This window comes from Algibacter sp. YIN40, assembly GCF_057219435.1.
On the sequence record NZ_JBXVVC010000003.1, the window covers coordinates 195713 to 217089 of the forward strand.

Consider the following 21377-nt stretch of genomic DNA (forward strand, 5'->3'; position numbering starts at 1 on the left):
GGGTGGTATTTTGGTTGTATTAGTTGTTGTCTGTTAATTGTAAGAATTGTTCTTCTAAACTTTCTTTTCGCTGTACTAAATGTGTTAAAATAATATCTTTATCAAAAAGTTGCTTATTGAAACTTTCAGAACTCATAGGTTCATTTAAGAAAGCAGTTATTAGGCCTTCTTCAACTTTTACTTTTCCAAAAGCAGCATCATTTTCTAAAAAGGATATTAGTTCCTCTTTTTTATTCGTCTTTAGTTCAAAAAAACCATGACTAGAAATCATTTCGTCTACACGACCAGAATAAAGTTTTTCGCCTTTGCGCAACACAACAACATGAGAGCATACTTTTTCCACTTCATCTAATAGATGAGACGCTAAGAGAATGGTAGTCCCTTTTGTAGCGATTTCTTTAATTATTTCTCTTATTTGATGAATACCTTGTGGATCTAATCCGTTAGTTGGTTCATCAAGAATTAAAATTTCAGGATCGTTTAACAGGGCAGAAGCTATTGCTAAACGCTGTTTCATACCGAGTGAATAGGTTTTAAATTTACTATTCTTTCTATCTAACAACCCAACAATTTCAAGCTTCTCATCTATTTTTTCGTAGTTAACATCTTTAATTTTACAAACTAATTTTAGGTTTTGACTAGCTGTCATATATGGATAAAAATTAGGTCGCTCAATAATAGCACCTACTTTTTTAAGAGCATCGTGGGTAGAAGTGTTTCCATCAAACCAAAGAAAATTACCTTCAGTTTTATTGACAACGTTTAAAACAATTCCAAGCGTTGTAGATTTACCGCTTCCGTTAGGCCCTAATATGCCGTAAACATTTCCTTTATTAATAGTAAATGATAAATCTTTTACAGCAGTGAGGTAGCCAAATTTTTTCGTAAGATTATTAATTGTGAGAATTGGTTCCAAGTATAATAATGTTTTGTGCCAAATTAATTTAGCATGGGTTAGTTATGAAAGTAAGACGAAAGTAGGCTAAGTTTGTTACATTCGTTTCAATAAAAGCATTAACTTTATACTATGCAAGATTTAAAAATATCTAAAAAAAAACCTTCGTTTCCTATTACACAAAAGTTACAGGATTATCTTTCTCAATACAATAGAAACCTAAAAATTCCCATTTTTTATGATGATTTATTGCGTTTTCAAGGATCCATAGTTGTTTATGATAAAGAAGACAATGATACCTTATGGATACGTGTCTATTATAATGAATTTGAAAGAGAGGAAATTGATTCTGCTCTCAAAAAAGTATATGCTATATTTCATTCTGATGGTAATGATAGTATGTTGCCGTTTTTAAATGTCGATGCCATTGATTTTTGCACGTTTGGAAATTCAAAGCCTTTTAGAATTAAAATTAGAAATATTTTAAATGATAATTACACTTATTTCTATATAAAAATAGCTGATGCTTCGCGTGTGTATGGTCTAGAGTTAGAGCACATGTTATCACCTTATAACTTAAATTTTCTGGTTTACAAAAACACTTTAATTGAAGAGCATATTGCTGGAATACCAGGTGATGTTTTTATAAAAGACATGTTGCCTAATTGTGATAAATCCGAAAAATCGCAAATAGCCAAAGAATTTGTTAAGTTTAACGAACGCTGTATGATTAGGCTTTTAGGAGATATGCGTTCTTACAATTATGTTATTGTCCCAACCCATGATTTTGATCACGTAGTTTATAAAATAAGAGCGATAGATTTTGACCAGCAGTCGTATGAAGGTAAGTTTAATATTTATAGACCACAGTTTTTTAAAGAAAATTTAAAAATGGTGGAATTGGTTTCAAAAATTATTCAAAAACAATCACTAGATCAATATAAAATTGAAGAACGTTCTACTTTGGTAAAGCGTTTAAAAAGCTTTCAAAAGAGAATAAATAAATTATTAAAATGTATGATAGAAGATTCTATTTCAAAAGATGAAAATATTGATTCTTTAAAGATGAAAATATTTGAATACACCCAAGATGTAAATTTTAAACGTAGCAAAAATATGGGACATATCCTTAAGTATTCCCTGGAATACTTAACAAGGAACTATGAAAATGTAAATCTGGAAAATTTAAGACAAAAACGGAGTGTTAATTCCAATTTTCGTTAAAATCCAAATCCTCATAATCATCCACATCGATACCATCTTCAAATTCATTAAAATTGTCGTCGTTTTCTGTCTCAAATATTTTTTCTGGTGCTGTTTCTGGCACTTGACCTTGAACAAACATTAAATTTGGATAATCATGTCCTTCTGTTTCGTCTACAATTTCAGCTAACTCAACATAAAAAGTCCACAAACTTAAAAAATCGTAAATATAAATAAGTTTTGGTTGCATCTCGTGCACAACACTATCTATAGATGTTTCATTCATTAATCTAGCTGAAGCATTTTCACTTAAATCAAATAATGAAATTTCTTCACCTTGATCCCATTGGTCATTACTTAAATAAAAAGATGCCATTTCAGTGCCATCAAACCCAAAAGACTGGGTAATGATATTATGTAAATCTTCAAGTGAATCTGTTTCACGAATCTCTAAATCGCGAAAAACATCTTCTTCGGTATCATTATCAAGTATAACTCTAAATCTATAAATCATTTGTCAAATAAATACTGCAAAGGTATGCTTTTATTTAATTATTTACTGAAACGATGTAGTGTAAATGTCATACTACTTAATAGGAAAAAAGCACCTATTTGATGCGCTACACCAAGCCAAACAGGAACTTGTAATAATATAGTTAAAACACCCAATAAAAACTGAATCCCAACCATTATTAACATAGCATTAATAGCTTTTGATTGCAAAATTGTTAAATCCAGTTTTTTTGATTTTCGCCAAATAATAAAAATTAGAAAAACCACAAAATAAGCAAGGATTCTATGAACAAATTGAACACCACTCTTACCTTCAATAAAATTTCTGTAAAATGGATTTTGTTCTATAAATACCGTTTTATGCATAAATTCACCTTCACTCATCATCGGCCAATGGTTGTGAATAAAACCGGCATCTAAACCAGCTACAAAAGCGCCATATATAATTTGAAGAATTAAGAAACCTAAACCGAAGCGAATTAAATTTCTAAAACTTTTATTGATTTGTTTTTTACTCGGAAACATTAAATCTAAAGCAACCCAAAAAGTATAAGCGAATGTAATAAACGCCGTAGTTAAGTGTGCTGCCAACCTATAGTGACTTACATCAGGATTATCAACTAGACCACTTTTAACCATATACCAGCCTAAAAATCCTTGAAACCCTCCGAGAAAAAGTAAAATAATACATTTCTTTATGGTTGGTTTTGATAGTTGTTTTTTAATTAAAAAATATAAAAAAGGAATAAAGAATACTAACCCAATAAAGCGTCCAATTACACGATGTAACCATTCCCAGAAGTAGATGTCTTTGAAATCTTGAAGCGAAAAATGATTATTGAGTTTTTGATATTCAGGATACTGTTTATAAAGCTCAAAAGCGGTTTGCCATTCAGCTTCGTTTAACGGTGGAATAGTGCCAGAAATGAGTTTGTAATTCGAGATTGATAAACCAGAATGTGTTAACCTAGTAATACCTCCAACCACAACCATAATAAATATGAGAAGACATCCAGTTAATAGCCAATAAATCACTTTTTTATTATCTTTTTTCATTGAGATAATTGTTTTTCAAAGCAGACACTATTTTCAATATTTTTATAAGGTCCGAAGTTTGGAATTATATTATAGTTTTGGTTTGTATAAAAATTTACTGCAGCAGCTTGTCTTTTTCCTGTTTCCAGAATACAGGAAGTATACCTTAATTCTTTAGCCCAAAGTTCTAATTCGTTCAAAATTTTACTAGCAATTTTTTGGCCTCTGGAACTGGGTAATGTGAACATACGCTTAATTTCCACACTGTTATAATTAAATATTTTGAATGCTCCACAACCAACGGGTATATCTTCATTATATGCAACTACAATATGCTTTAAAACATCAATATTATTGAATTGATTATAAAATGAGTGATCTTCACCATCAATAATTTTCAGGTACAAATCAAGTTTTTTTACTAAGTTAACGAAGCCAATATTATTGGAATTTGTTCTAACTAGTTTAATCATTTTAATCGCTCGTTTTTAGTCCTAATCGCTCTCCCTCTTTAAGCATAAGCTTGAAGGCAGCGTCATAATCGTTAGGAATATCACCTTCAAGAATGGCTTCTTTTATAGTTTCTTTTATCAAACCAATTTCGCGGGAAGGTTGCAAATTAAAAGCTTTCATAATTTCCTCACCAGAAATTGGTGGTTGAAAATTACGAACATGATCTCGTTCTTCAACTTCAACAATTTTCTGCCTAACAATTTTAAAGTTGTTCTTGTATTTATTAAATTTCTTTGGGTTCTTGGTTGTAATATCTGCTTCGCAAAGCGTCATTAAATCATCGACAAAATCTCCAGCATCAAAAACTAAACGACGAACAGCTGAATCTGTAACGATATCTTGGGCTAACACTATGGGGCGCGAACTCATAAATACCATTTTTTGAACAAACTTCATTTTGTCATTTAATGGCATTTTTAGCCTTTTAAATAATTGATAAACCATTTTAGAACCTTCAAATTCGTGGGCATGAAAAGTCCACCCGACCTTTTTGCTGAATTTTTTAGTTGGAGCTTTTCCAATATCGTGTAAAAGAGCAGCCCAACGTAGCCATAAATTATTGGTGTTTTTTGAGATGTTATCAACTACTTCCAATGTATGATAGAAATTATCTTTATGTCTTTGGCCTTCTACTTCATCAATGCCTTTTAAAGCAGTGAGTTCTGGTAGAATATAATTTAACAGTCCTGTTTGCTCTAGTAATAAAAAGCCTACTGATGGTTTTTTACTTTCGAGAATTTTATTCAATTCTGTTACAATGCGTTCTTTAGTAATTATCTTAATCCGATGGCTATTCTTAGCAATAGCTTTTAGCGATTCATTTTCAATTGTAAAATTTAATTGTGAGGAAAACCTAATGGCACGCATCATTCTTAAAGGGTCATCACTATACGTGATATTAGGATCAAGCGGTGTTCTAATAATTTTATTGGCTAAATCTTCAATTCCATTAAATGGATCAAGTAATTCGCCAAAATTGTTTTCACTTAAATTTAAAGCTAAGGCATTTATAGTGAAATCACGACGATTTTGGTCGTCTTCTAGTGAGCCATTTTCTACCGCAGGATTTCTACTATTCTCGTAATAAGACTCTTTGCGAGCACCAACAAATTCAATTTCGACGTCTTCATGTCTTAGCATTGCCGTACCATAAGTTTTAAAAACTTGAACTTTAGGTCTGTTAGGGAGGTTTTTTGCAACTTGTTTAGCTAATTCAATACCGTCACCAATAGCTACAATATCGATATCCTTTGCAGTGCCGCGTTTTAAAATAAAATCACGAACAAAACCACCAATTACAAAAGCATCTAATTGAATCTCTTTTGCAGACTTAGAAATAACTTTAAAGATAGAATGTTGTAATGCTTCCTTATAATCCATTAATGATTTTTGTGGTTTACTCGCGTATAATTTTCACCATATCATTATTACTTAATTTGATAATGGATGAAGGTTTAGAACAAATCTTTTCGCGATGCAAATTTACAACATAGTCAACACCTTTTAAAATAGCAGGACTTATTTCTTGAAACGATTTTGGCGTAGGTTCACCGCTTATATTTGCCGATGTAGAAACTAATGCACCATTAAGTTTTCTTGATAATTGATAACAAAATTCGTTATCTGGAATCCGTATAGCTACGGTGTGGTCTTCAGCAATTAAATTACTAGCTAAATTTTTAGCATCATCATAAATAATAGTTGTAGGTTTATCAGTAACTTCAATAATATTTAGAGCAACTTCTGGTATAGTTTTTATATATCTTTTTAGCATTCTATCATCTGCTACTAAACAAATAAGGGCTTTACTATCTTCACGTTGTTTTAATTGATATATTTTTTTAACAGCTTCTTCATTTGCTGCATCACAACCAATACCCCAAACAGTATCTGTAGGGTAGAGAATGAGGCCGCCTTGTTTTAAAACCTCAAGTGCACTTTTAATTTCTTGATGCATAATAATCAATTATATAAATGCCTATTTAAATTTATAGACGCCTAATTTCTTTTTTATATTTTTAAATGTATAGTTCCAATAAGAAGAAACATAATTCCTTCTGCTTTCCTTTTTCCATTTTGCGTGCGGAATAGCCTCATTTTTAAGTTTGGCTACTTCCGTAGGGTCAATTATAAAATTTTTAAAAAATTCTGATAAATTAACATCATCATATCCAACAAATGCATTGATTTTATTTTCTTGATGGATTACAGCAGTCCATGTCCTGTGGTTTTTAATTTGGACTATATTTTTTTCTCGTTTCCAATGCGAATGACGAATAGCCCAGACGGTCTTTGGATCATCATTTTTTTCTATAAGCGAAATAAAAGGATTGTACTGATCAAAACGTTTCCCAATTTTAATATTCGGACTCGTTTGAATTGTGTAACCATCAATAAAATCTATAGCAGTAAAATTTTGCTGATTGAATTGCTTTTGAACAGCGTCTATATAGTCTTTACTCAAACAATCATCATTGTCAATACGACTAGTTATAATATATTCTTGATTGAAATTTGAGACATACGATTTAATTCCAGGTAAAAACTGTTCCATTCCATCTACAAAAATGGGTTTGAAATTGGTCAGTTTTTTATCCAATTCATCAATAACAAGCTTATATTTTTTTGGAGTAGTAGTATCGAAATATACAAGCCATTCAAAATCCTTATTTGTTTGATTTGAAACACTATGAAAACAATATTTTATAAAAAGTTCGAATCTGTTCCTGTGCCATTCTTCAGTTAGAACCGGAATGTTATTCTTAGTTGTTTTCCAATCTGGTTGCCTTAAATTAAATCTAGTTATTAAAAAATGTTTGAACATATTTATATTAATTTATGAAGCTTATATTTGCATCGATGCAAATATATAATAGAAAACTTTTAAAAATTGATTGTTTTATTTTTATACAGGTTTTGAAAGGAATGATATCAAAAATTTCAAAAAATCAATATTTTGTTAAAAGAATGGAAGTTAAGGTATTTAGTAATTATCAAGACGAATTAAATAAAAAATCTCTAACTCAAATTGTTAGCGATTTTGACTCATTTGAAGGAGGAGTTGGAGAAAGAAATGTTATCAAAATCATCCCTTTTAATGGTGTAAATATAAATGTAAAGGCATTTAAAATGCCTAATATAATTAATCAAATTGCATATAAGTTTTTTAGAAAAAGTAAAGCGCAACGTTCTTTTGAATATGCCAATAAATTATTAGAATTAGGTGTTGGAACGCCAAAGCCTTTGGCTTATTTTGAATATAAAACCTTGCTACTTTTCAAAAAAAGTTTTTATATAAGTGAGCAATTAGATTGTGATATTACTTATAGAGAGTTAACGAGCGACTTTAATTACCCAGATTATGATAATATCCTAAGAGCCTTCACAAGGTTTACTTTTAGTCTGCATGAAAAAGGAATTCAGTTTTTAGATCATTCTCCAGGAAATACCTTAATAAAGAAGAAAGGAAATGGATATGATTTCTATTTAGTTGATTTGAATAGGATGAATTTTGGCCAGATGGATTTTGATGCTAGAATTAAAAACTTTTCAAGACTTACAACGCACAGAAGTATGGTTGAAGTTATGAGCGATGAATATGCTAAATGTTCTGGTGGAGATTATGATAAAATATTTAGTTTGATGTGGAAAGAAATTGAAGTTTTCCAAGAAAAATATCATCGTAAAAAACGATTAAAAAAGAAATTGAAGTTCTGGGAATCAACTCCTTAATTTTTTAAGCTCTTTATATCTGTAATAGACTCCATAAGCACTTAAATAACATATTTGAAAACCTTCTTTTCCATCTAAAAACCCTAGTCTGAAAAAATAGTTAAGCGTAAATTTATAAATTGGTCTAAAAATAAGATTTAGTGCATTCGTTTTCGCTCCTTTTTTATTTAGTTCTAGAGCTTTAAGGCTTCCGTAGTGTTCCATCTTTGATTTATAATCGGCTGAGCTTTCAAAACAATAATGGAGCATGCTGTTTTTGAAAACACTGCTTTTTCCAGAAATCTTAGGCATTTCGTGAACAATTTTATCTTCAATATATTTTACACTATCTTTTTTAAATAAGCGGAAAGTACAATCAGTTTGAAGTCCACTAAAACGGATTCTTTTTTTCTTAAAGTAAAATAAGCGCTTTACCTTAAATGCAACTATATCAAAGGGGTTATTAACTACCGTAATAATTTCATATTTTAGTTTATCTGGAATACGCTCGTCTGCATCAATAAACAATATCCATTCATGAGTTGCTTGTTGTATTGCAAAGTTTCTTTGGTTCGCAAAATCTTTAAATTGTCTTTGGAAGACTTTAACATGTTTTAGTTCTTGAAGTTTTTCAAGTGTACCATCTTTACTGAACGAATCAATAACTATAATTTCATTTGCAAATGAAATGTTTGTTATGACCGAATTGATATGATTTACTTCATTATAAGTAATTAATAGGGCTGATATTTTTGGTTTATGTTCTTTCAATAGAATAATAATACAAGTCATTTCCTTTAAGGTAAAAATAGTTATTTTTGCCTCAATGAGTAAATTTAAAGCATCAGTAATTATAAGTACATATAATCAGCCACAATGGCTACAAAAGGTGCTTTGGGGTTATGAATTTCAATCAGAATCTAATTTTGAAATTATTATAGCTGATGATGGTTCTTCTGAAGAGACCAAAAATGTTATTGATGAATTTAAACGTGACTCGAAGATAACGATTCGTCATATTTGGCAGGAAGATAACGGATTTCGAAAAACTAAAATTTTAAACAAAGCTATTTTAAAGACAACTTCAAACTATTTAATATTCACAGATGGAGATTGTATTCCTAGAAAAGACTTTGTTGAAACTCACTTGAGATTGCGTAAATTGAATAGTTTTCTGTCTGGAGGTTATTTTAAGTTACCCGAATCAATTTCAAATGAAATATCTAAAAAACACATTAGTAATGTAGATTGTTTTGATATTAATTGGTTAATTAGAAATGGTTTAAAAAAGAATTTTAAAGCTAATAAGTTAACAGTTAGTGGATTCAAAGCATGGTTGTTAAACACTTTCACACCAACTAGAGCCACTTTTGATGGAATGAATGTTTCCGGTTGGAAAGATGCTGTTTTAGAAGTTAATGGTTTTGATGAACGCATGCAATATGGCGGAGAAGATCGTGAAATAGGTGAACGTCTCATGAATGCGGGATATAAATTTTTGCAAGTAAGGTATAGTGTTATTTGTTTACACTTATATCATGAACGTCCTTATAAAAATGAAGCGGCACTGTTATTAAACAACTCCATAAGGAAAGAAACTCGCCGTTTAAAGTTAAAATATACTAAATTTGGTTTAGCAAGTTCATAACTTTTATTTTAACGGTGTTTTGTAAACGCACGATTGTAAGTCTTTAAAGTGTAGTATTGTAATCGTTTCCTAATTTTATACTTTCTAACTAAATTAATTGGTTTGCTTTTTAAGTAATTTTTATCCTTATGCAGAAAATTAATGCAGGCACTTATAACACGCTCACTCGATTTTCCATCACAATATGGATGTAAGTCTTTATTAAATTTAGCTAATTCATTTAAAATTGTTTCAGGATATTTCAAAGCTTCTTGAATGGCTTCTTTGATTTCAGATGCTTTAGTTATGTTGATTAAGTATGGTTTTGGCTTGTAATGATTAAATGTAACGACAGGCTTTTGTTGTAATCCGAATTCTTGAATAGCAGAAGTTGTATCGGCAAACATAACATCGGCTCTTCTAAATAAAGGAATTAAATCAGTCGTATTATAAAATTTAAAATAGTCATTGTTCAAAGATTCCCATTTAGATACGATGTGTTTTGGGATTTTTGGATGCAAAACCATTTCAAAATAATAATCACCAGTATTACTCAATAACTTTATCATTTCGTAAACATTATTATTGTAAGCCAAACTTAAACGTTCAGTAAAAGTAGAAGCTACAAATACGGTGGGTTTATTTTTTTTAGATGTCAATGAAACTGGAAATAAAGGGTCTACTTTACTCCATCCAGTTTCAATAACTTCAAAATGTTTTCGATTTTTTGCAATTTCTTTAAAGACAGTAGTTGTACTAGGGCCTTGTGTGCAATAGAGATCAAAAAGCCCTCTTATTCTAAAATGATCTTTTTTAAAGCTGCGTTTTTCAGCATTGAAACCATGAAATATTTGAACTTTCAAGCCTCTTAAAAAATCAGGAACACTATCTGTTACGGCGAGAATAATATCAGGATTGTAATTAATAACTTCATGAATTGTTCCTAACACATTAGATTTGTTTTTTAATGCGCGAATGCCTTCCTCCAAATCACTAAACCATTTAATGGTATATCCTTTTTTGATAATCTCTTGTTCCAAAGGAGAACCTATAGGAAGCGCATAACTATATGAAATGTAAATTAGAAATGTATAATTCATGAATATTTCGACCTTAGTTATAATTATAGGGTAATAAATTCTTTCAAAGCTGTCTGTAAACAAAGTTAAATTTAATTAGTTAATATGAAAAGGAAGATTGATTTATGATTTTTAAATAAAGTGAGTTGATCAATTTTGGCAGTCTCTATTTTACGATTATATTTACCGCTAAATAAATTTTACGTATGCAATACTTCTGGTGGGTTTTAGGATTAGGTGTTTTAGGTTTTTTTATTGGAAAGTTTATTAAACACAAATCGTTATATCCTTTTATGCCATTTAGATATGACTTTAGAAAACGAAGAGGTACTTTTTTAAAAGTTTTAGAACTAATAGAAAAGACAAAGGCAAAATTAATTATAGAAACAGGTACCTCACGAGAAGGTTTGCATGGAGCAAAAAGTAATGGAGCTGCTACAATTGTTTTTGGTAAATGGGCAAAACAAAACAAAGCATTTTTGCATTCTGTGGATATTAGTGAAAAATCTGTTGCTGCCTCACAAAATGAAGTTGATAGGCAAGAATTAAATTCAAGTGTCAAAATTCATCTTTCAGATTCAATTGCTTTTTTGGAGAATTTTAAAGAAAGGGTAGATTTTTTATATTTAGATAGCTACGATTATAGTGATGATATTGAAGTACAAACCAAGAGTCAAATACATCACCTTAAGGAGTTTAAGGCTATTGAGGATCAATTACACGATAATTCAATTGTGCTTATTGATGATTGCGACCTTCCAAATGGAGGTAAAGGGAAATTAGTTGTTGAGTATATGATAAAACAGGACTGGAAAGTTTTAATTAATGCCTACCAAATATTACTTGTTCGTAATAAATTTATGGCTTAGAAAAACTTTTAGTTTTTTATCGAATAACGAAGGTTTCAAATATTGGTATAAATTTGAAGAATCTTCGCGAAGTTCTTTTCTTGATTTACCATCAATTTTTTCGTGAAAATAATCTTCTACATGAACTGAGACATTGGATTCACTTTTAAAAAAATCCCATGATGCTTTGGTTATCCAAGGAGAAAAAATACTAAAAGTAGGTATGTCAAGTGCTTTTGCCATATTAATTGCGCCACCTTCGTTACCTATTGAAGCATTACAATGGTATAATACAGCTAAGAACGAACGTAAATTTGAAGGGTAGGCATCAAAATAAATGAGTTTTTTTGTTTTTTCGTTACATAAACTATATAATGCTTTGGCTTCGTTAACTTGATTTGGAGAATAATTAAACAATAAGTTGGCAGTACTTTTTTCGGCAACTGTATTAATTGATTCTGCCATGTATGCTAACGGATATGATTTTTTGTCGTTACTACCTAACGCATTTATCATTATAATTGGTTTGGAAAAATCAATTTCATGAGTTTCTAAAAACGTTTTTGCAACAGCTATTTCTTCGTCAGTCAAAAATATTTTGGGTTTTCTAATAAAATTTTTAACCTCTGGTAGAATAGGAAAAAGTAATTTTAATCGACTTTCTATGGCGCGATCAACTTCAATCGTTCCTTCTACTGTGTATTCAAAAACGTGGGTAAATAATAAACTTGTATGCCATTTTTTATAAGAAATCTTTATTGGTGCTTTGGAAAATAAACAGATTAAATTACTTTCTAATTTTCCATAAACATCTATAACAACATCATATTTTTCTTTTTTTATTTCTTTTAAGAAACTGTAAAAAGCTAATTTGCTTTTACGATATTTAGGTGTAAAAAGAACTATTTTATCAATATATGGGTTGTTTTCAACCACTGCATTTGTTTGGCTATTAATTACATAATGAACTTTGGATTCTTTTATATTAGCTTTAATATTCTCACATAGAATCGTGCTAGTAAGCACATCACCAATCATTTTTTGCTGTATAATTAATACCTTCATATAAAGTTCAAAGTACAAATAAAAAAATCCAAATTCCAATTTAAAAACATTGGAATTTGGATTTTATGTTTTTGAATTCACACAATTAAACAGCTACATCATGCTCACGAAGCGCATCATTAAGTGATGTTTTCTTATTAGTGCTTTCTTTACGTTTACCAATAATTATTGCGCAAGGTACATTAAAGGTGCCAGCAGCGAATTTTTTAGGATAACTGCCAGGAATCACAACAGAGCGTGCAGGAACTAAACCTTTGTATTCAACTGGTTCATTTCCAGTTACATCTATAATTTTAGTGCTCATTGTTAAAATTACCCCAGCACCTAATACTGCTTCAGTTTCAACACGAACCCCTTCAACTACAATACAACGCGAACCAATAAAGGCATTATCTTCAATTATAACTGGTGCAGCTTGTAAAGGTTCTAATACACCACCAATACCAACGCCACCAGATAAATGGACATTTTTGCCAATTTGAGCACAACTACCAACAGTAGCCCAAGTATCTACCATTGTACCTTCATCTACATATGCTCCAATGTTTACATAACTAGGCATTAAAATGGTTCCCGCCGAAATATAAGCACCATGTCTAGCTACCGCATTAGGAACTACCCGGATACCTTTTTCTGCATAACCAGTTTTTAATGGGATTTTATCATGAAACTCTAATGGGCCACATTCTATAGTTTCCATTTTTTGAATTGGAAAATATAAAACAACAGCTTTTTTAACCCATTCATTAACTTGCCATCCATCTGTAACAGGTTCTGCAACACGTAATTCACCTTTATCTAATAAATTTATAACATTTCTTATAGCAGATGTGGTCTTTTCATCATTTAAAAGTGCTCTGTCTTCCCAAGCATTTTCTATTATTTGTTGTAATTCGGTCATTGTCTTAATATTTTGGGCAAATATACTAGCTATCATTTAAAAAATGGAAATACATAGTCGTCAATATCCTTAAAAATATGGCCGATTTCCTGCGTATTTTTCAATACCTAATCTCAATTTTCACTTTTAAGGAATAATTTTTATGGATGAAATACAATTTCTGTGTTTTTTGTCGGTAAATAATTGACTTTTATCTATTAATCGAAGGAAATAAGCACAATCTCTAATAATCGAATATCCAGTGACTTACAACTAATATTTTACTCCAACCCTGAGAACGAACCTATATTTGAATCATCAAAGAAATCCAAATCTGATGAAAACAAATTTTTACTTATTATTAATCTTATTACTTTCTTTCTCTGTTGCAAATGCACAGAGTACTGCTCTAGGTAACAAAGCACAAGTTAAGATTACAGTTTCTGAAACAGAAATTGTAAGTAATGATGATGAAGAGATAATTGAAGTATCAGAATTAAAAGAAGTTATTGCACGTACTAGTGATATTAGATCTTTTCTAAACCGAGAAAGAAAAGTTGAAAATATTAAGTTAGTATTCCCTAAAATAAATAAAGCAAGAAAAGCATAATTATAAAGAATCATATTCAATAAATATTTGAGGTTAAATATTGAAAAAGACTATCTTAAAAAGATGGTCTTTTTTGTTTTATTACATTACTTTTGATCGTTGAAGAAAAATTATGGCTCGTATTTTAGCGTTAGATTTTGGGAGTAAAAGAACAGGAATAGCTGTAACAGATGAGTTACAGATTATTGCTTCTGGATTAACTACAGTGTTAACTAAAGAGTTGTTACCTTTTTTAAAAGATTATTTAATTAAAGAATCTATAGAACTTATTTTAGTTGGTGAGCCCAAACAAATGGATAATACACCTTCTGAAAGTGAACAACTAATATCGAGTTTTTTAGTAAAGTTAGAAAAACAATTTCCAAACATACCTATAAAGCGAGTAGACGAACGGTTTACTTCTAAAATGGCATTTCAAACGATGATAGACAGTGGTTTGAAAAAAAATCAAAGAAAGAATAAAGCTCTGGTGGACGAAATAAGTGCCACATTAATTCTTCAGAGTTATTTATATTCTAAATAATTCTAACAATAAATTATAGTATTGTATTTTTGCAATAATTAATGGCAGAATAGAATGATTTTACCAATAGTAGCCTATGGCGATCCTGTATTAAAGAAAAAAGCACAAGATATTTCAGAAGAATATTCAAACTTAGATGTTCTTTTGACTAATATGTATGAGACCATGTATAATGCATACGGGGTTGGCTTAGCGGCACCACAAATAGGCTTACCAATACGCTTATTTTTAGTCGATACATCGCCTTTTGCTGAAGATGAAGAATTATCTGAAGAAGAACGAAACGGCTTAAAAGATTTCAAGCGTACATTTATTAATGCAAAAATAATTAAAGAAGAGGGTGAAGAATGGGCTTTTAATGAAGGTTGTTTAAGTATCCCCGATGTTAGGGAAGATGTTTTTAGACAGCCTAAAATAACTATCGAATACTTCGATGAAAATTTTAAAAAACACACAGAAGTATTTGACGGATTAGTTGCACGAGTAATACAACATGAGTACGATCATATAGAAGGGGTTTTATTCACAGATAAATTATCCAGTTTAAAAAAACGACTTATAAAAGGTCGACTATCTAATATTTCTAAAGGAAAAATAAGTGTAGATTATAAAATGCGTTTTCCAAATCAAAAAAAGAAGCGATAACATTTGCTATATTTCTTTAAACAAATATATTTGCCTCTTTCTAAAATTAACATATGGGTTTAGATAAAATATTAGCAATCTCAGGTAAACCGGGATTATATAAATTAATAACGCAAACAAGAGGTGGGTTTGTTGCCGAATCATTGATAGATAATAAACGACTATCGGTTAGTATTCGTCAAAATGTGAGTATTTTAAGTGAAATAGCTATTTACACGCTTACCGAAGAAATTCCTTTAAGACAAGTGTTTTTAAATATTAGTAAAAAGGAAAATGGCAAGCAAACTAGTGTGGCTTCTAAAGAGAGCAAAGATAAGTTAGAAGAATATTTCTTTGATGTATTACCAGGCTATGATGAAGATCGTGTTTATGCGAGCGATATTAAGAAGGTAATACAATGGTATAACTTGCTGCAAAAAAAAGATTTACTTGACATATTAAAGGAAGAAATAGAGTCTATAGTTTCAGAAGAAGAGGAATAGCATTTATTATAAAATTGCTTAATGTTTTAAACAATTTAAACATCTAATTTAATTAGATGTTTTTTTGTGACCTTTTGTAAGGTTCTATAGTTAATTTCGACTTTCTTCAAGTTAATAAAATGTTGTTCTCTATGGAATCTATTTGGTTTTTCGATGATGTAAATCTTTTTAAAGTTTTATGCCCTCACAAGTTTAAGGCTTACAAATCAAATCATGATTTTGATGCTTATAAAAAGAAGGATTACATCTATTTTGAAGAAGATTCGGCAAATAAAGTGTACTTAATAGAAAAGGGTAAAGTTAAAATAGGATACTATAGCGAAAGTGGTGAGGAGATTGTAAAGGCTATTTTATGCAGAGGGGAATTATTTGGCGAAAAGGCCATTTTAGGAGAATCGAAACGAGATGAATTTGCACAATCTATTGATAATACCACTTCTATTTGCCCAATAGGTGTAGATACCATGCATGATTTAATGCGTAATAACCAAACCTTTAGCTTCAAGGTTTATAAGTTTATTGGATTTAAATTTAAAAAATTAGAAAGACGCCTTCAGTTATTGCTATTCAAGGATACTAAAACAAGATTACTCGAATTTTTAGAAGAGTTATGTAGCGATTATGGTTACGATTGTGAAAAAACGGGAGACAAAGTCATTCATCATCCCTATACTCAAAAAGATATTGCATCATTAATTGGTACTTCAAGACCAACTTTAAATATTCTTCTAAATGAATTAAAAGAAGAAAATATAATTGAGTTTAATAGGAAAGAAATAAGGATTTATAAAAAATCCGCTTGATACTTGGTATTTAGTCGTCTAAAAAAAAATAATATTAAGATTCTAATTGTTCAACAATAAAAAGATTCATCAAAATAAGTGAAAAGGCATATATACTATCTTCAATTGGAATTGTAAAAATGCGAAGATTCAGGTTTTCAGCGTTATTATACCAAACGACCTCACTTTCAATAAAGCTACCAGTAAGAATACCATTAACAATAAAAAAAGGAATTAGCATAACTAAGAAAGTTATATAGAATTTACTAAGTAGTTCCAAGTTTTTATTTAATACTATAATACTCAAGTTAGTTGCGAGGAGAAAGTTGATAAGAGTGTACCATCTATCGTAATTTATAATGGCTATTAAAGCAAATCCAATGATTAAAATGTAGCTAAGTTTTTTTGTTATAGTAGTTGCTAATTCTATATTAGGAAAATAGTGTAGTAAGGCATAATGTGTAAATACACAAGCATAAGGAATACATATAAAGAACAGCCATTCTTCTATAGGTAAACCAAATAGCATAACTCCTAAAAAATAAGTATCATTAAATCCCCAAATACCATTGTCGGTGAATATTATATCCCAAGGAATAAACACAACCATTGTAACAAGAATAGAAATGAAAAGTGATTTCCAACGAGTGTAAAACTTAAGTTTTGGATGAAAACTAAATAAAAAAGGAATAATTAAAGAACCCAGGTTTAGTAATAGATACAAATAATCCATTACTTCTTTTTGAAATATTTAAAAGGAACAAATAGCATACCGAAACATTCACCATCTGCTTTCCCTAGGTGTTTATGGTGTATTTTGTGAGCACGTCTAACACCTTTAGCATACCAGTTATTAGCATTCCTAAAAAGCTTAAAACGTTGATGAATGAAGATGTCATGTACTAAAAAATATGATAGACCATAAGCAAAAATACCTAATCCAATAGGTAAACCAACCCAAAAACTCGAATATTTCCAAAGTAAGAAAAACCCAATGCTAACAATAGCATAAAATATAAAAAAAGCATCATTCCGCTCAAACCAGCTATCATGGTTTTTTTTATGGTGATCTTTATGTAAGCTCCATAGAGGTCCGTGCATTATATATTTATGGGTAAACCAAGCCATAAACTCCATAATGCAATAAGTTGTTAAAAACACGAATATCCATAGTAGTGCTTGCATAGTATAAAATTACATTAATTTTAGTTGATATTTTACATAGCTACGCATTAACAGCTCTATTTTTTTTGGATTCGAAACCCGTATTCGTGTTTCTTTAATTTTTAATGCGGGGGTCTTTTTTAGTTTTTTTAACAATTGGCGATAATATCTATAGGCCATAAAGACTCCAAATTTAGCTTCAATGGGTAGTTTTTTTATACCACTCAAGCCTAATTCAAAATCTTTTTCAATATCATTTATAATATTTTGCTTAGAAGATTCATTTAAATTTTTAAGGTCAATATTAGGGAAATAACTTCTTTCTAAAACATCGTAGTCCGCTTTCAAATCTCTTAGAAAGTTTACTTTTTGGAATGCAGAACCTAAAGCCATTGCCGTTTCTTTTAAACTATTGTATTTAATTTCGTCACCTTTAACAAATACTTTTAGGCACATCAATCCAACTACATCTGCAGATCCATAAATATATGTTTGAAATTCATCTTCAGTTAAATAATCTTTTTTGTACAAATCCAAACGCATACTTTTCATGAAAGCGTCAACCAAGCTTTTATCAATATTATATTTATGATAAGTATATTGAAATGAGTTTAAAATAGGATTCAAACTAATTTTATTTTTTAGGGCAAGCTCTAAATCATTTGAAAATTCATTGAATAAGGATTCTTTATCATAGTCATGAAAGGAGTCAACAATCTCATCAGCAAATCTTACAAATCCATAAATGTTATAAATGTCGGCACGTATTGACTTGTATAGCATTTTAGTCGCTAATGAAAATGATGTACTATACGTCTTTGTTACAAGCTTACTACAATTGTAAGAGACTTTGTCAAATAATGATTTCATATTATATACTATGGTGTTTTGAAACTAAATCTGCTACTAATTTTCCCGAAATTAATGATGGTGGTACACCAGGTCCGGGAACAGTTAATTGTCCTGTAAAAAATAAATTTTTCACATGTTTACTTTTTAATTTTGGTCTTAAAAAGGCAGTCTGCATTAAAGTATTTGCCATACCATAGGCATTGCCTTTGTAAGAGTTGTAATCTTTTATAAAATCATTAATGCAAAATGATTCTTTGAAAATAATGTTTTTTTGCACATTTTGCGATGTTAATTTTTCGAAACGCTCAATAATTTTGTTAAAATATATTTCTCGTAATTCAGCCGTATCATTAATTCCTGGGGCTAAGGGTATTAAAAAAATACCTGCTTCCTTTCCTGAAGGAGCAGCATTGTCATCTGTGATACTCGGAAAACTAGCATAAAACAATGGGTTTTCTGGCCATTTTGGGTCGTCATAAATAGCCTCGGCATGAACATCGAAATCTACATCAAAAAATAGAGTATGATGATTTACGTTTTTTAATTTTTTATCAAATCCCACATAGAAAAGAAGAGAAGAAGGAGCAAACGTCTTTCTTTCCCAGTATTTTTCAGAGTATTGTCTATACTTTTTGTTAATTAATGTTTCCGTATGATGATAATCGGCACCACTAACGATAATATCGGAATAAAAGTTTATACCATTTGAGACTAAACCTTTAGCTTCCCCATCTTCTACCATAATATTATTAATTGGTGCTTCTGTTTTAATTGTAACACCAAGTTCTTTTGCAAGATTTTCAATTGCTAGAATCACTTGATACATGCCTTTTTTTGGATGAAATGTACCTAGTCCAAAATCGGCATAATTCATAAAACTGTAAAAAGAAGGTGTATCTGAAGGTTTGGCACCTAAGAATAAAACAGGAAACTCAAGAATTTTAATTAATCTATCATTTTTAAATTCTTTCCTTACATCCTTTTTTATTGTACTAAAAAACTGATTTAATTTTTTTATTGTCGCCGGTGTAACAAGCTCTAGAGGAGAAACACCAGGGTTGTATACAAGGTCCTTTATTGCAATGTTATAATTGCTTTTCGCTTGTTCAATAAAAGTATTTAATTTTTTAGAACTACCTCTTTCTTCATTTTCAAAAGCTTGTAATATTTTTTCTAAAGAGTCTTCTATGGTTATATAATCATCTTTACCGAAGTAAACACTGTAAGCCGGGTTTAGTTTTTCTAATTTGTAATAATCTGAAGGCTTTTTATTGAAGTCAGAAAAAAATCGCTCGAAAACATCTGGCATCCAATACCAAGTAGGTCCAATATCGAAGGTAAAACCTTCTTTTATTAATTGACGAGCACGTCCACCTATTGTTTTGTTTTTCTCGAAAATAGTGACTTCATACCCGGCATTCGCGAGATAACAAGAAGCAGCTAAAGAAGAGAATCCTGAACCTATAATTGATACCTTATTTTTCATATTGTTTAATAAATATATAACAAAGTTAAACAATATATGCGCATACTTTACAAATCTTTAACAAAGTTCTCTATTGATTTGTAAACTGTCATCTTTTCTGGAAGGTTCGATATATCGTAATCCATTAGTTTTCTTCCTAAAAGTAGTAATCTGGAATTGTCTTGAGCTAACAAAGTATCACTGAATTTTTTCAGATAATTAGGTATTAATTTTTCCTCTGGATTTACTGTGAAGTATGATATGAATGTTATTTCATCAAAAAAATCATGCAGATCTATTAAACTCTCCATAGGGACGCTTTCTCCTAAAAATATTGTATGATATCCCTTTTTCCGTAATTGATAATTAACAAAGAGTAGACCTATGTCATGAATTTCATTTTCAGGTAAATATAAAATGAACGTTTTGGAGACTGGTTTTGGCTCCAGACTTTGTAAGCGCTCTATGTTAATAAGTATCTTTTGTTTGATATGAACCGTTAAAAAATGTTCGTGAGCTGGCGTAATGGTGTTTGTTTGCCATAATAACCCAATTTCGTCCAATAGTGGGAGAAAAACACTATAGAATACCTCGCTAAAGGTTTTATTTTCTATTAGATTGTTGTAAGTGTTATAAAAGAGTACCTGATCAAAATTAATCATGGCCATTTTAAAGGCATTAATAGCATGATCTTCTGCCTTTGCTCTAGATGCTATTTCTCTTACTTTAATTGGTATTTCTTCTTCCTTTAAACTAGCAATTTTAGATATTTTAAGTCCATTATTATTTAAAAAAGATATATTTAGAAGTTTTTGAAAACTTGTTAAACTATAGTTTCTAATGTTGGTGTCTGTTCTATTAGGACTTAATAAATTATAGCGTTTCTCCCATATACGAATGGTGTGAGCCTTGATTCCAGTTAAGTTTTCGAGATCCTTAATACTAAAGCTTACTTGAATATTGTTCATTTTTAAATTAAAATAGTTAAACAAACTTACATAAAATTAATCTAATAAAAAAAATGAATTATAAAAATAAGAAAAGTGCGCACGAGAAGATTCGAACTTCCACATCCTAAAACGGATACTGGCCCCTCAAGCCAGCGCGTCTACCAATTCCGCCACGTGCGCTTAATAAAGTGAGTAAAAATAAAAAAAGTCAAGCAATAATGCTTAACTTTTTTGGTGACCGGGCTGGGGTCAGAACCTTTAGCCCTAACACCAGTATTTATAAGTCATCTGCTAATTTTCACAGTCGATGTTGACGAATTGTGAACCTTGCTGTAATTTTAAATATGTCAAATTAACTTTCGATACAACAAATATATATAATTAGAAGCATTATATTAAAAAAGGTCTTGATTGTGATACTAAAATTTAATTTTCCATTTTATTAGTCCATTTCGTTACCATTGGAACGGACACGACATTCCAATCCCAAATTTTAGTATCAAGTTCGCTTAATTCGGATTCCAGTAGAAAAACT

The 21377-nt window shown here is 30.2% G+C and carries 25 protein-coding genes and 1 tRNA gene; 9 read left to right on the forward strand and 17 right to left on the reverse strand.

Annotated features, from left to right (window positions below):
• Positions 1-19: 19 nt before the first annotated feature.
• On the reverse strand, positions 20-916 hold the full coding sequence (locus tag AC2D6V_RS11640; protein ID WP_484648370.1) for an ABC transporter ATP-binding protein: 897 nt from the start codon (positions 914-916) through the stop codon (positions 20-22).
• A 111-nt stretch (positions 917-1027) separates the two neighbouring features.
• Here AC2D6V_RS11640 and AC2D6V_RS11645 point away from each other — a divergent pair, with 111 nt between their 5' ends.
• The gene (locus AC2D6V_RS11645) at positions 1028-2119 is read left to right on the forward strand and encodes a hypothetical protein (protein WP_484648371.1); all 1092 of its coding nucleotides are present in this window, start codon (positions 1028-1030) and stop codon (positions 2117-2119) included.
• Here AC2D6V_RS11645 and AC2D6V_RS11650 read toward each other — a convergent pair.
• From AC2D6V_RS11650 to AC2D6V_RS11675, 6 genes are read right to left on the reverse strand one after another with little or no spacing between them, the layout of a single operon-like run.
• On the reverse strand, positions 2100-2612 hold the full coding sequence (locus AC2D6V_RS11650; RefSeq protein WP_484648372.1) for an IS1096 element passenger TnpR family protein: 513 nt from the start codon (positions 2610-2612) through the stop codon (positions 2100-2102). The two genes, AC2D6V_RS11645 and AC2D6V_RS11650, sit on opposite strands and share 20 nt — an antisense overlap.
• A gap of 38 nt (positions 2613-2650) precedes the next feature.
• Positions 2651-3667 (reverse strand): COX15/CtaA family protein, encoded by a 1017-nt coding sequence (locus AC2D6V_RS11655; RefSeq protein ID WP_484648373.1) that lies wholly within the window; start codon positions 3665-3667, stop codon positions 2651-2653.
• Entirely contained in the window at positions 3664-4119 is a 456-nt protein-coding gene (locus AC2D6V_RS11660; protein ID WP_484648374.1) for a GNAT family N-acetyltransferase, read from the reverse strand. The genes AC2D6V_RS11655 and AC2D6V_RS11660 overlap by 4 nt, the downstream gene beginning before the upstream one ends.
• Position 4120: 1 nt before the next feature.
• Positions 4121-5539 carry a CCA tRNA nucleotidyltransferase gene (locus AC2D6V_RS11665; RefSeq protein ID WP_484648375.1) on the reverse strand — a complete coding sequence of 473 codons (1419 nt, stop codon included), beginning with the start codon at positions 5537-5539 and terminating at the stop codon, positions 4121-4123.
• Positions 5540-5555: 16 nt separating this feature from the next.
• Entirely contained in the window at positions 5556-6116 is a 561-nt protein-coding gene (locus AC2D6V_RS11670; RefSeq protein ID WP_484648376.1) for an L-threonylcarbamoyladenylate synthase, read from the reverse strand.
• 21 nt (positions 6117-6137) lie between these two features.
• Complete coding sequence (locus AC2D6V_RS11675; protein WP_484648377.1) at positions 6138-6983, reverse strand: glycosyltransferase; 846 nt, start codon at positions 6981-6983, stop codon at positions 6138-6140.
• A 143-nt stretch (positions 6984-7126) separates the two neighbouring features.
• Between AC2D6V_RS11675 and AC2D6V_RS11680 the strand changes: the two genes are divergently transcribed.
• Complete coding sequence (locus AC2D6V_RS11680) at positions 7127-7891, forward strand: lipopolysaccharide kinase InaA family protein (protein ID WP_484648829.1); 765 nt, start codon at positions 7127-7129, stop codon at positions 7889-7891.
• Here AC2D6V_RS11680 and AC2D6V_RS11685 read toward each other — a convergent pair.
• A complete protein-coding gene (locus AC2D6V_RS11685) occupies positions 7880-8662 on the reverse strand; it encodes a glycosyltransferase family 2 protein (RefSeq protein WP_484648378.1) in 783 nt (260 codons plus the stop codon). The genes AC2D6V_RS11680 and AC2D6V_RS11685 overlap by 12 nt on opposite strands.
• 34 nt (positions 8663-8696) lie before the next feature.
• Here AC2D6V_RS11685 and AC2D6V_RS11690 point away from each other — a divergent pair, with 34 nt between their 5' ends.
• On the forward strand, positions 8697-9518 hold the full coding sequence (locus tag AC2D6V_RS11690; RefSeq protein WP_484648379.1) for a glycosyltransferase family 2 protein: 822 nt from the start codon (positions 8697-8699) through the stop codon (positions 9516-9518).
• An 8-nt stretch (positions 9519-9526) separates the two neighbouring features.
• On the opposite strand, the gene AC2D6V_RS11695 is transcribed toward AC2D6V_RS11690, so the two are convergent.
• Entirely contained in the window at positions 9527-10597 is a 1071-nt protein-coding gene (locus AC2D6V_RS11695; RefSeq protein WP_484648380.1) for a CDP-glycerol glycerophosphotransferase, read from the reverse strand.
• A gap of 185 nt (positions 10598-10782) precedes the next feature.
• Between AC2D6V_RS11695 and AC2D6V_RS11700 the strand changes: the two genes are divergently transcribed.
• Positions 10783-11445, forward strand: a complete 663-nt coding sequence (locus AC2D6V_RS11700; RefSeq protein ID WP_484648381.1) for a class I SAM-dependent methyltransferase — start codon at positions 10783-10785, stop codon at positions 11443-11445.
• Here the strand turns inward: AC2D6V_RS11700 and AC2D6V_RS11705 are convergent.
• The gene (locus AC2D6V_RS11705; protein ID WP_484648382.1) at positions 11416-12489 is read right to left on the reverse strand and encodes a glycosyltransferase family 9 protein; all 1074 of its coding nucleotides are present in this window, start codon (positions 12487-12489) and stop codon (positions 11416-11418) included. The two genes, AC2D6V_RS11700 and AC2D6V_RS11705, sit on opposite strands and share 30 nt — an antisense overlap.
• 85 nt (positions 12490-12574) lie before the next feature.
• The gene (locus AC2D6V_RS11710) at positions 12575-13390 is read right to left on the reverse strand and encodes a 2,3,4,5-tetrahydropyridine-2,6-dicarboxylate N-succinyltransferase (protein ID WP_484648383.1); all 816 of its coding nucleotides are present in this window, start codon (positions 13388-13390) and stop codon (positions 12575-12577) included.
• Positions 13391-13706: 316 nt separating this feature from the next.
• On the opposite strand from AC2D6V_RS11710, the gene AC2D6V_RS11715 reads away from it, so the two are divergent.
• The 5 genes from AC2D6V_RS11715 to AC2D6V_RS11735 all read left to right on the forward strand — a co-directional run bounded on the left by AC2D6V_RS11715 (position 13707) and on the right by AC2D6V_RS11735 (position 16432).
• A complete protein-coding gene (locus AC2D6V_RS11715; protein ID WP_484648384.1) occupies positions 13707-13979 on the forward strand; it encodes a hypothetical protein in 273 nt (90 codons plus the stop codon).
• A 112-nt stretch (positions 13980-14091) separates the two neighbouring features.
• Entirely contained in the window at positions 14092-14502 is a 411-nt protein-coding gene (gene ruvX / locus AC2D6V_RS11720; RefSeq protein WP_484648385.1) for a Holliday junction resolvase RuvX, read from the forward strand.
• Between the two features lie 54 nt (positions 14503-14556).
• On the forward strand, positions 14557-15147 hold the full coding sequence (gene def / locus AC2D6V_RS11725; RefSeq protein WP_484648386.1) for a peptide deformylase: 591 nt from the start codon (positions 14557-14559) through the stop codon (positions 15145-15147).
• Between the two features lie 53 nt (positions 15148-15200).
• Positions 15201-15629 (forward strand): DUF5606 family protein, encoded by a 429-nt coding sequence (locus AC2D6V_RS11730; RefSeq protein WP_484648387.1) that lies wholly within the window; start codon positions 15201-15203, stop codon positions 15627-15629.
• A gap of 131 nt (positions 15630-15760) precedes the next feature.
• Complete coding sequence (locus AC2D6V_RS11735; protein WP_484648388.1) at positions 15761-16432, forward strand: Crp/Fnr family transcriptional regulator; 672 nt, start codon at positions 15761-15763, stop codon at positions 16430-16432.
• Positions 16433-16466: 34 nt separating this feature from the next.
• Here AC2D6V_RS11735 and AC2D6V_RS11740 read toward each other — a convergent pair whose 3' ends face one another.
• The 6 genes from AC2D6V_RS11740 to AC2D6V_RS11765 all read right to left on the reverse strand — a co-directional run bounded on the left by AC2D6V_RS11740 (position 16467) and on the right by AC2D6V_RS11765 (position 21022).
• On the reverse strand, positions 16467-17144 hold the full coding sequence (locus AC2D6V_RS11740) for a lycopene cyclase domain-containing protein (protein ID WP_484648389.1): 678 nt from the start codon (positions 17142-17144) through the stop codon (positions 16467-16469).
• Positions 17144-17596 (reverse strand): sterol desaturase family protein, encoded by a 453-nt coding sequence (locus tag AC2D6V_RS11745; RefSeq protein ID WP_484648390.1) that lies wholly within the window; start codon positions 17594-17596, stop codon positions 17144-17146. The genes AC2D6V_RS11740 and AC2D6V_RS11745 overlap by 1 nt, the downstream gene beginning before the upstream one ends.
• A 9-nt stretch (positions 17597-17605) precedes the next feature.
• A complete protein-coding gene (locus tag AC2D6V_RS11750; protein ID WP_484648391.1) occupies positions 17606-18445 on the reverse strand; it encodes a phytoene/squalene synthase family protein in 840 nt (279 codons plus the stop codon).
• A gap of 1 nt (position 18446) precedes the next feature.
• Entirely contained in the window at positions 18447-19913 is a 1467-nt protein-coding gene (locus tag AC2D6V_RS11755; RefSeq protein ID WP_484648392.1) for a phytoene desaturase family protein, read from the reverse strand.
• A 47-nt stretch (positions 19914-19960) separates the two neighbouring features.
• Positions 19961-20860, reverse strand: coding sequence for a MerR family transcriptional regulator (locus tag AC2D6V_RS11760; protein WP_484648393.1), 900 nt, complete (start codon positions 20858-20860; stop codon positions 19961-19963).
• 76 nt (positions 20861-20936) lie between these two features.
• A tRNA-Leu gene (locus AC2D6V_RS11765) sits at positions 20937-21022 on the reverse strand.
• Positions 21023-21377 lie beyond the last annotated feature (355 nt).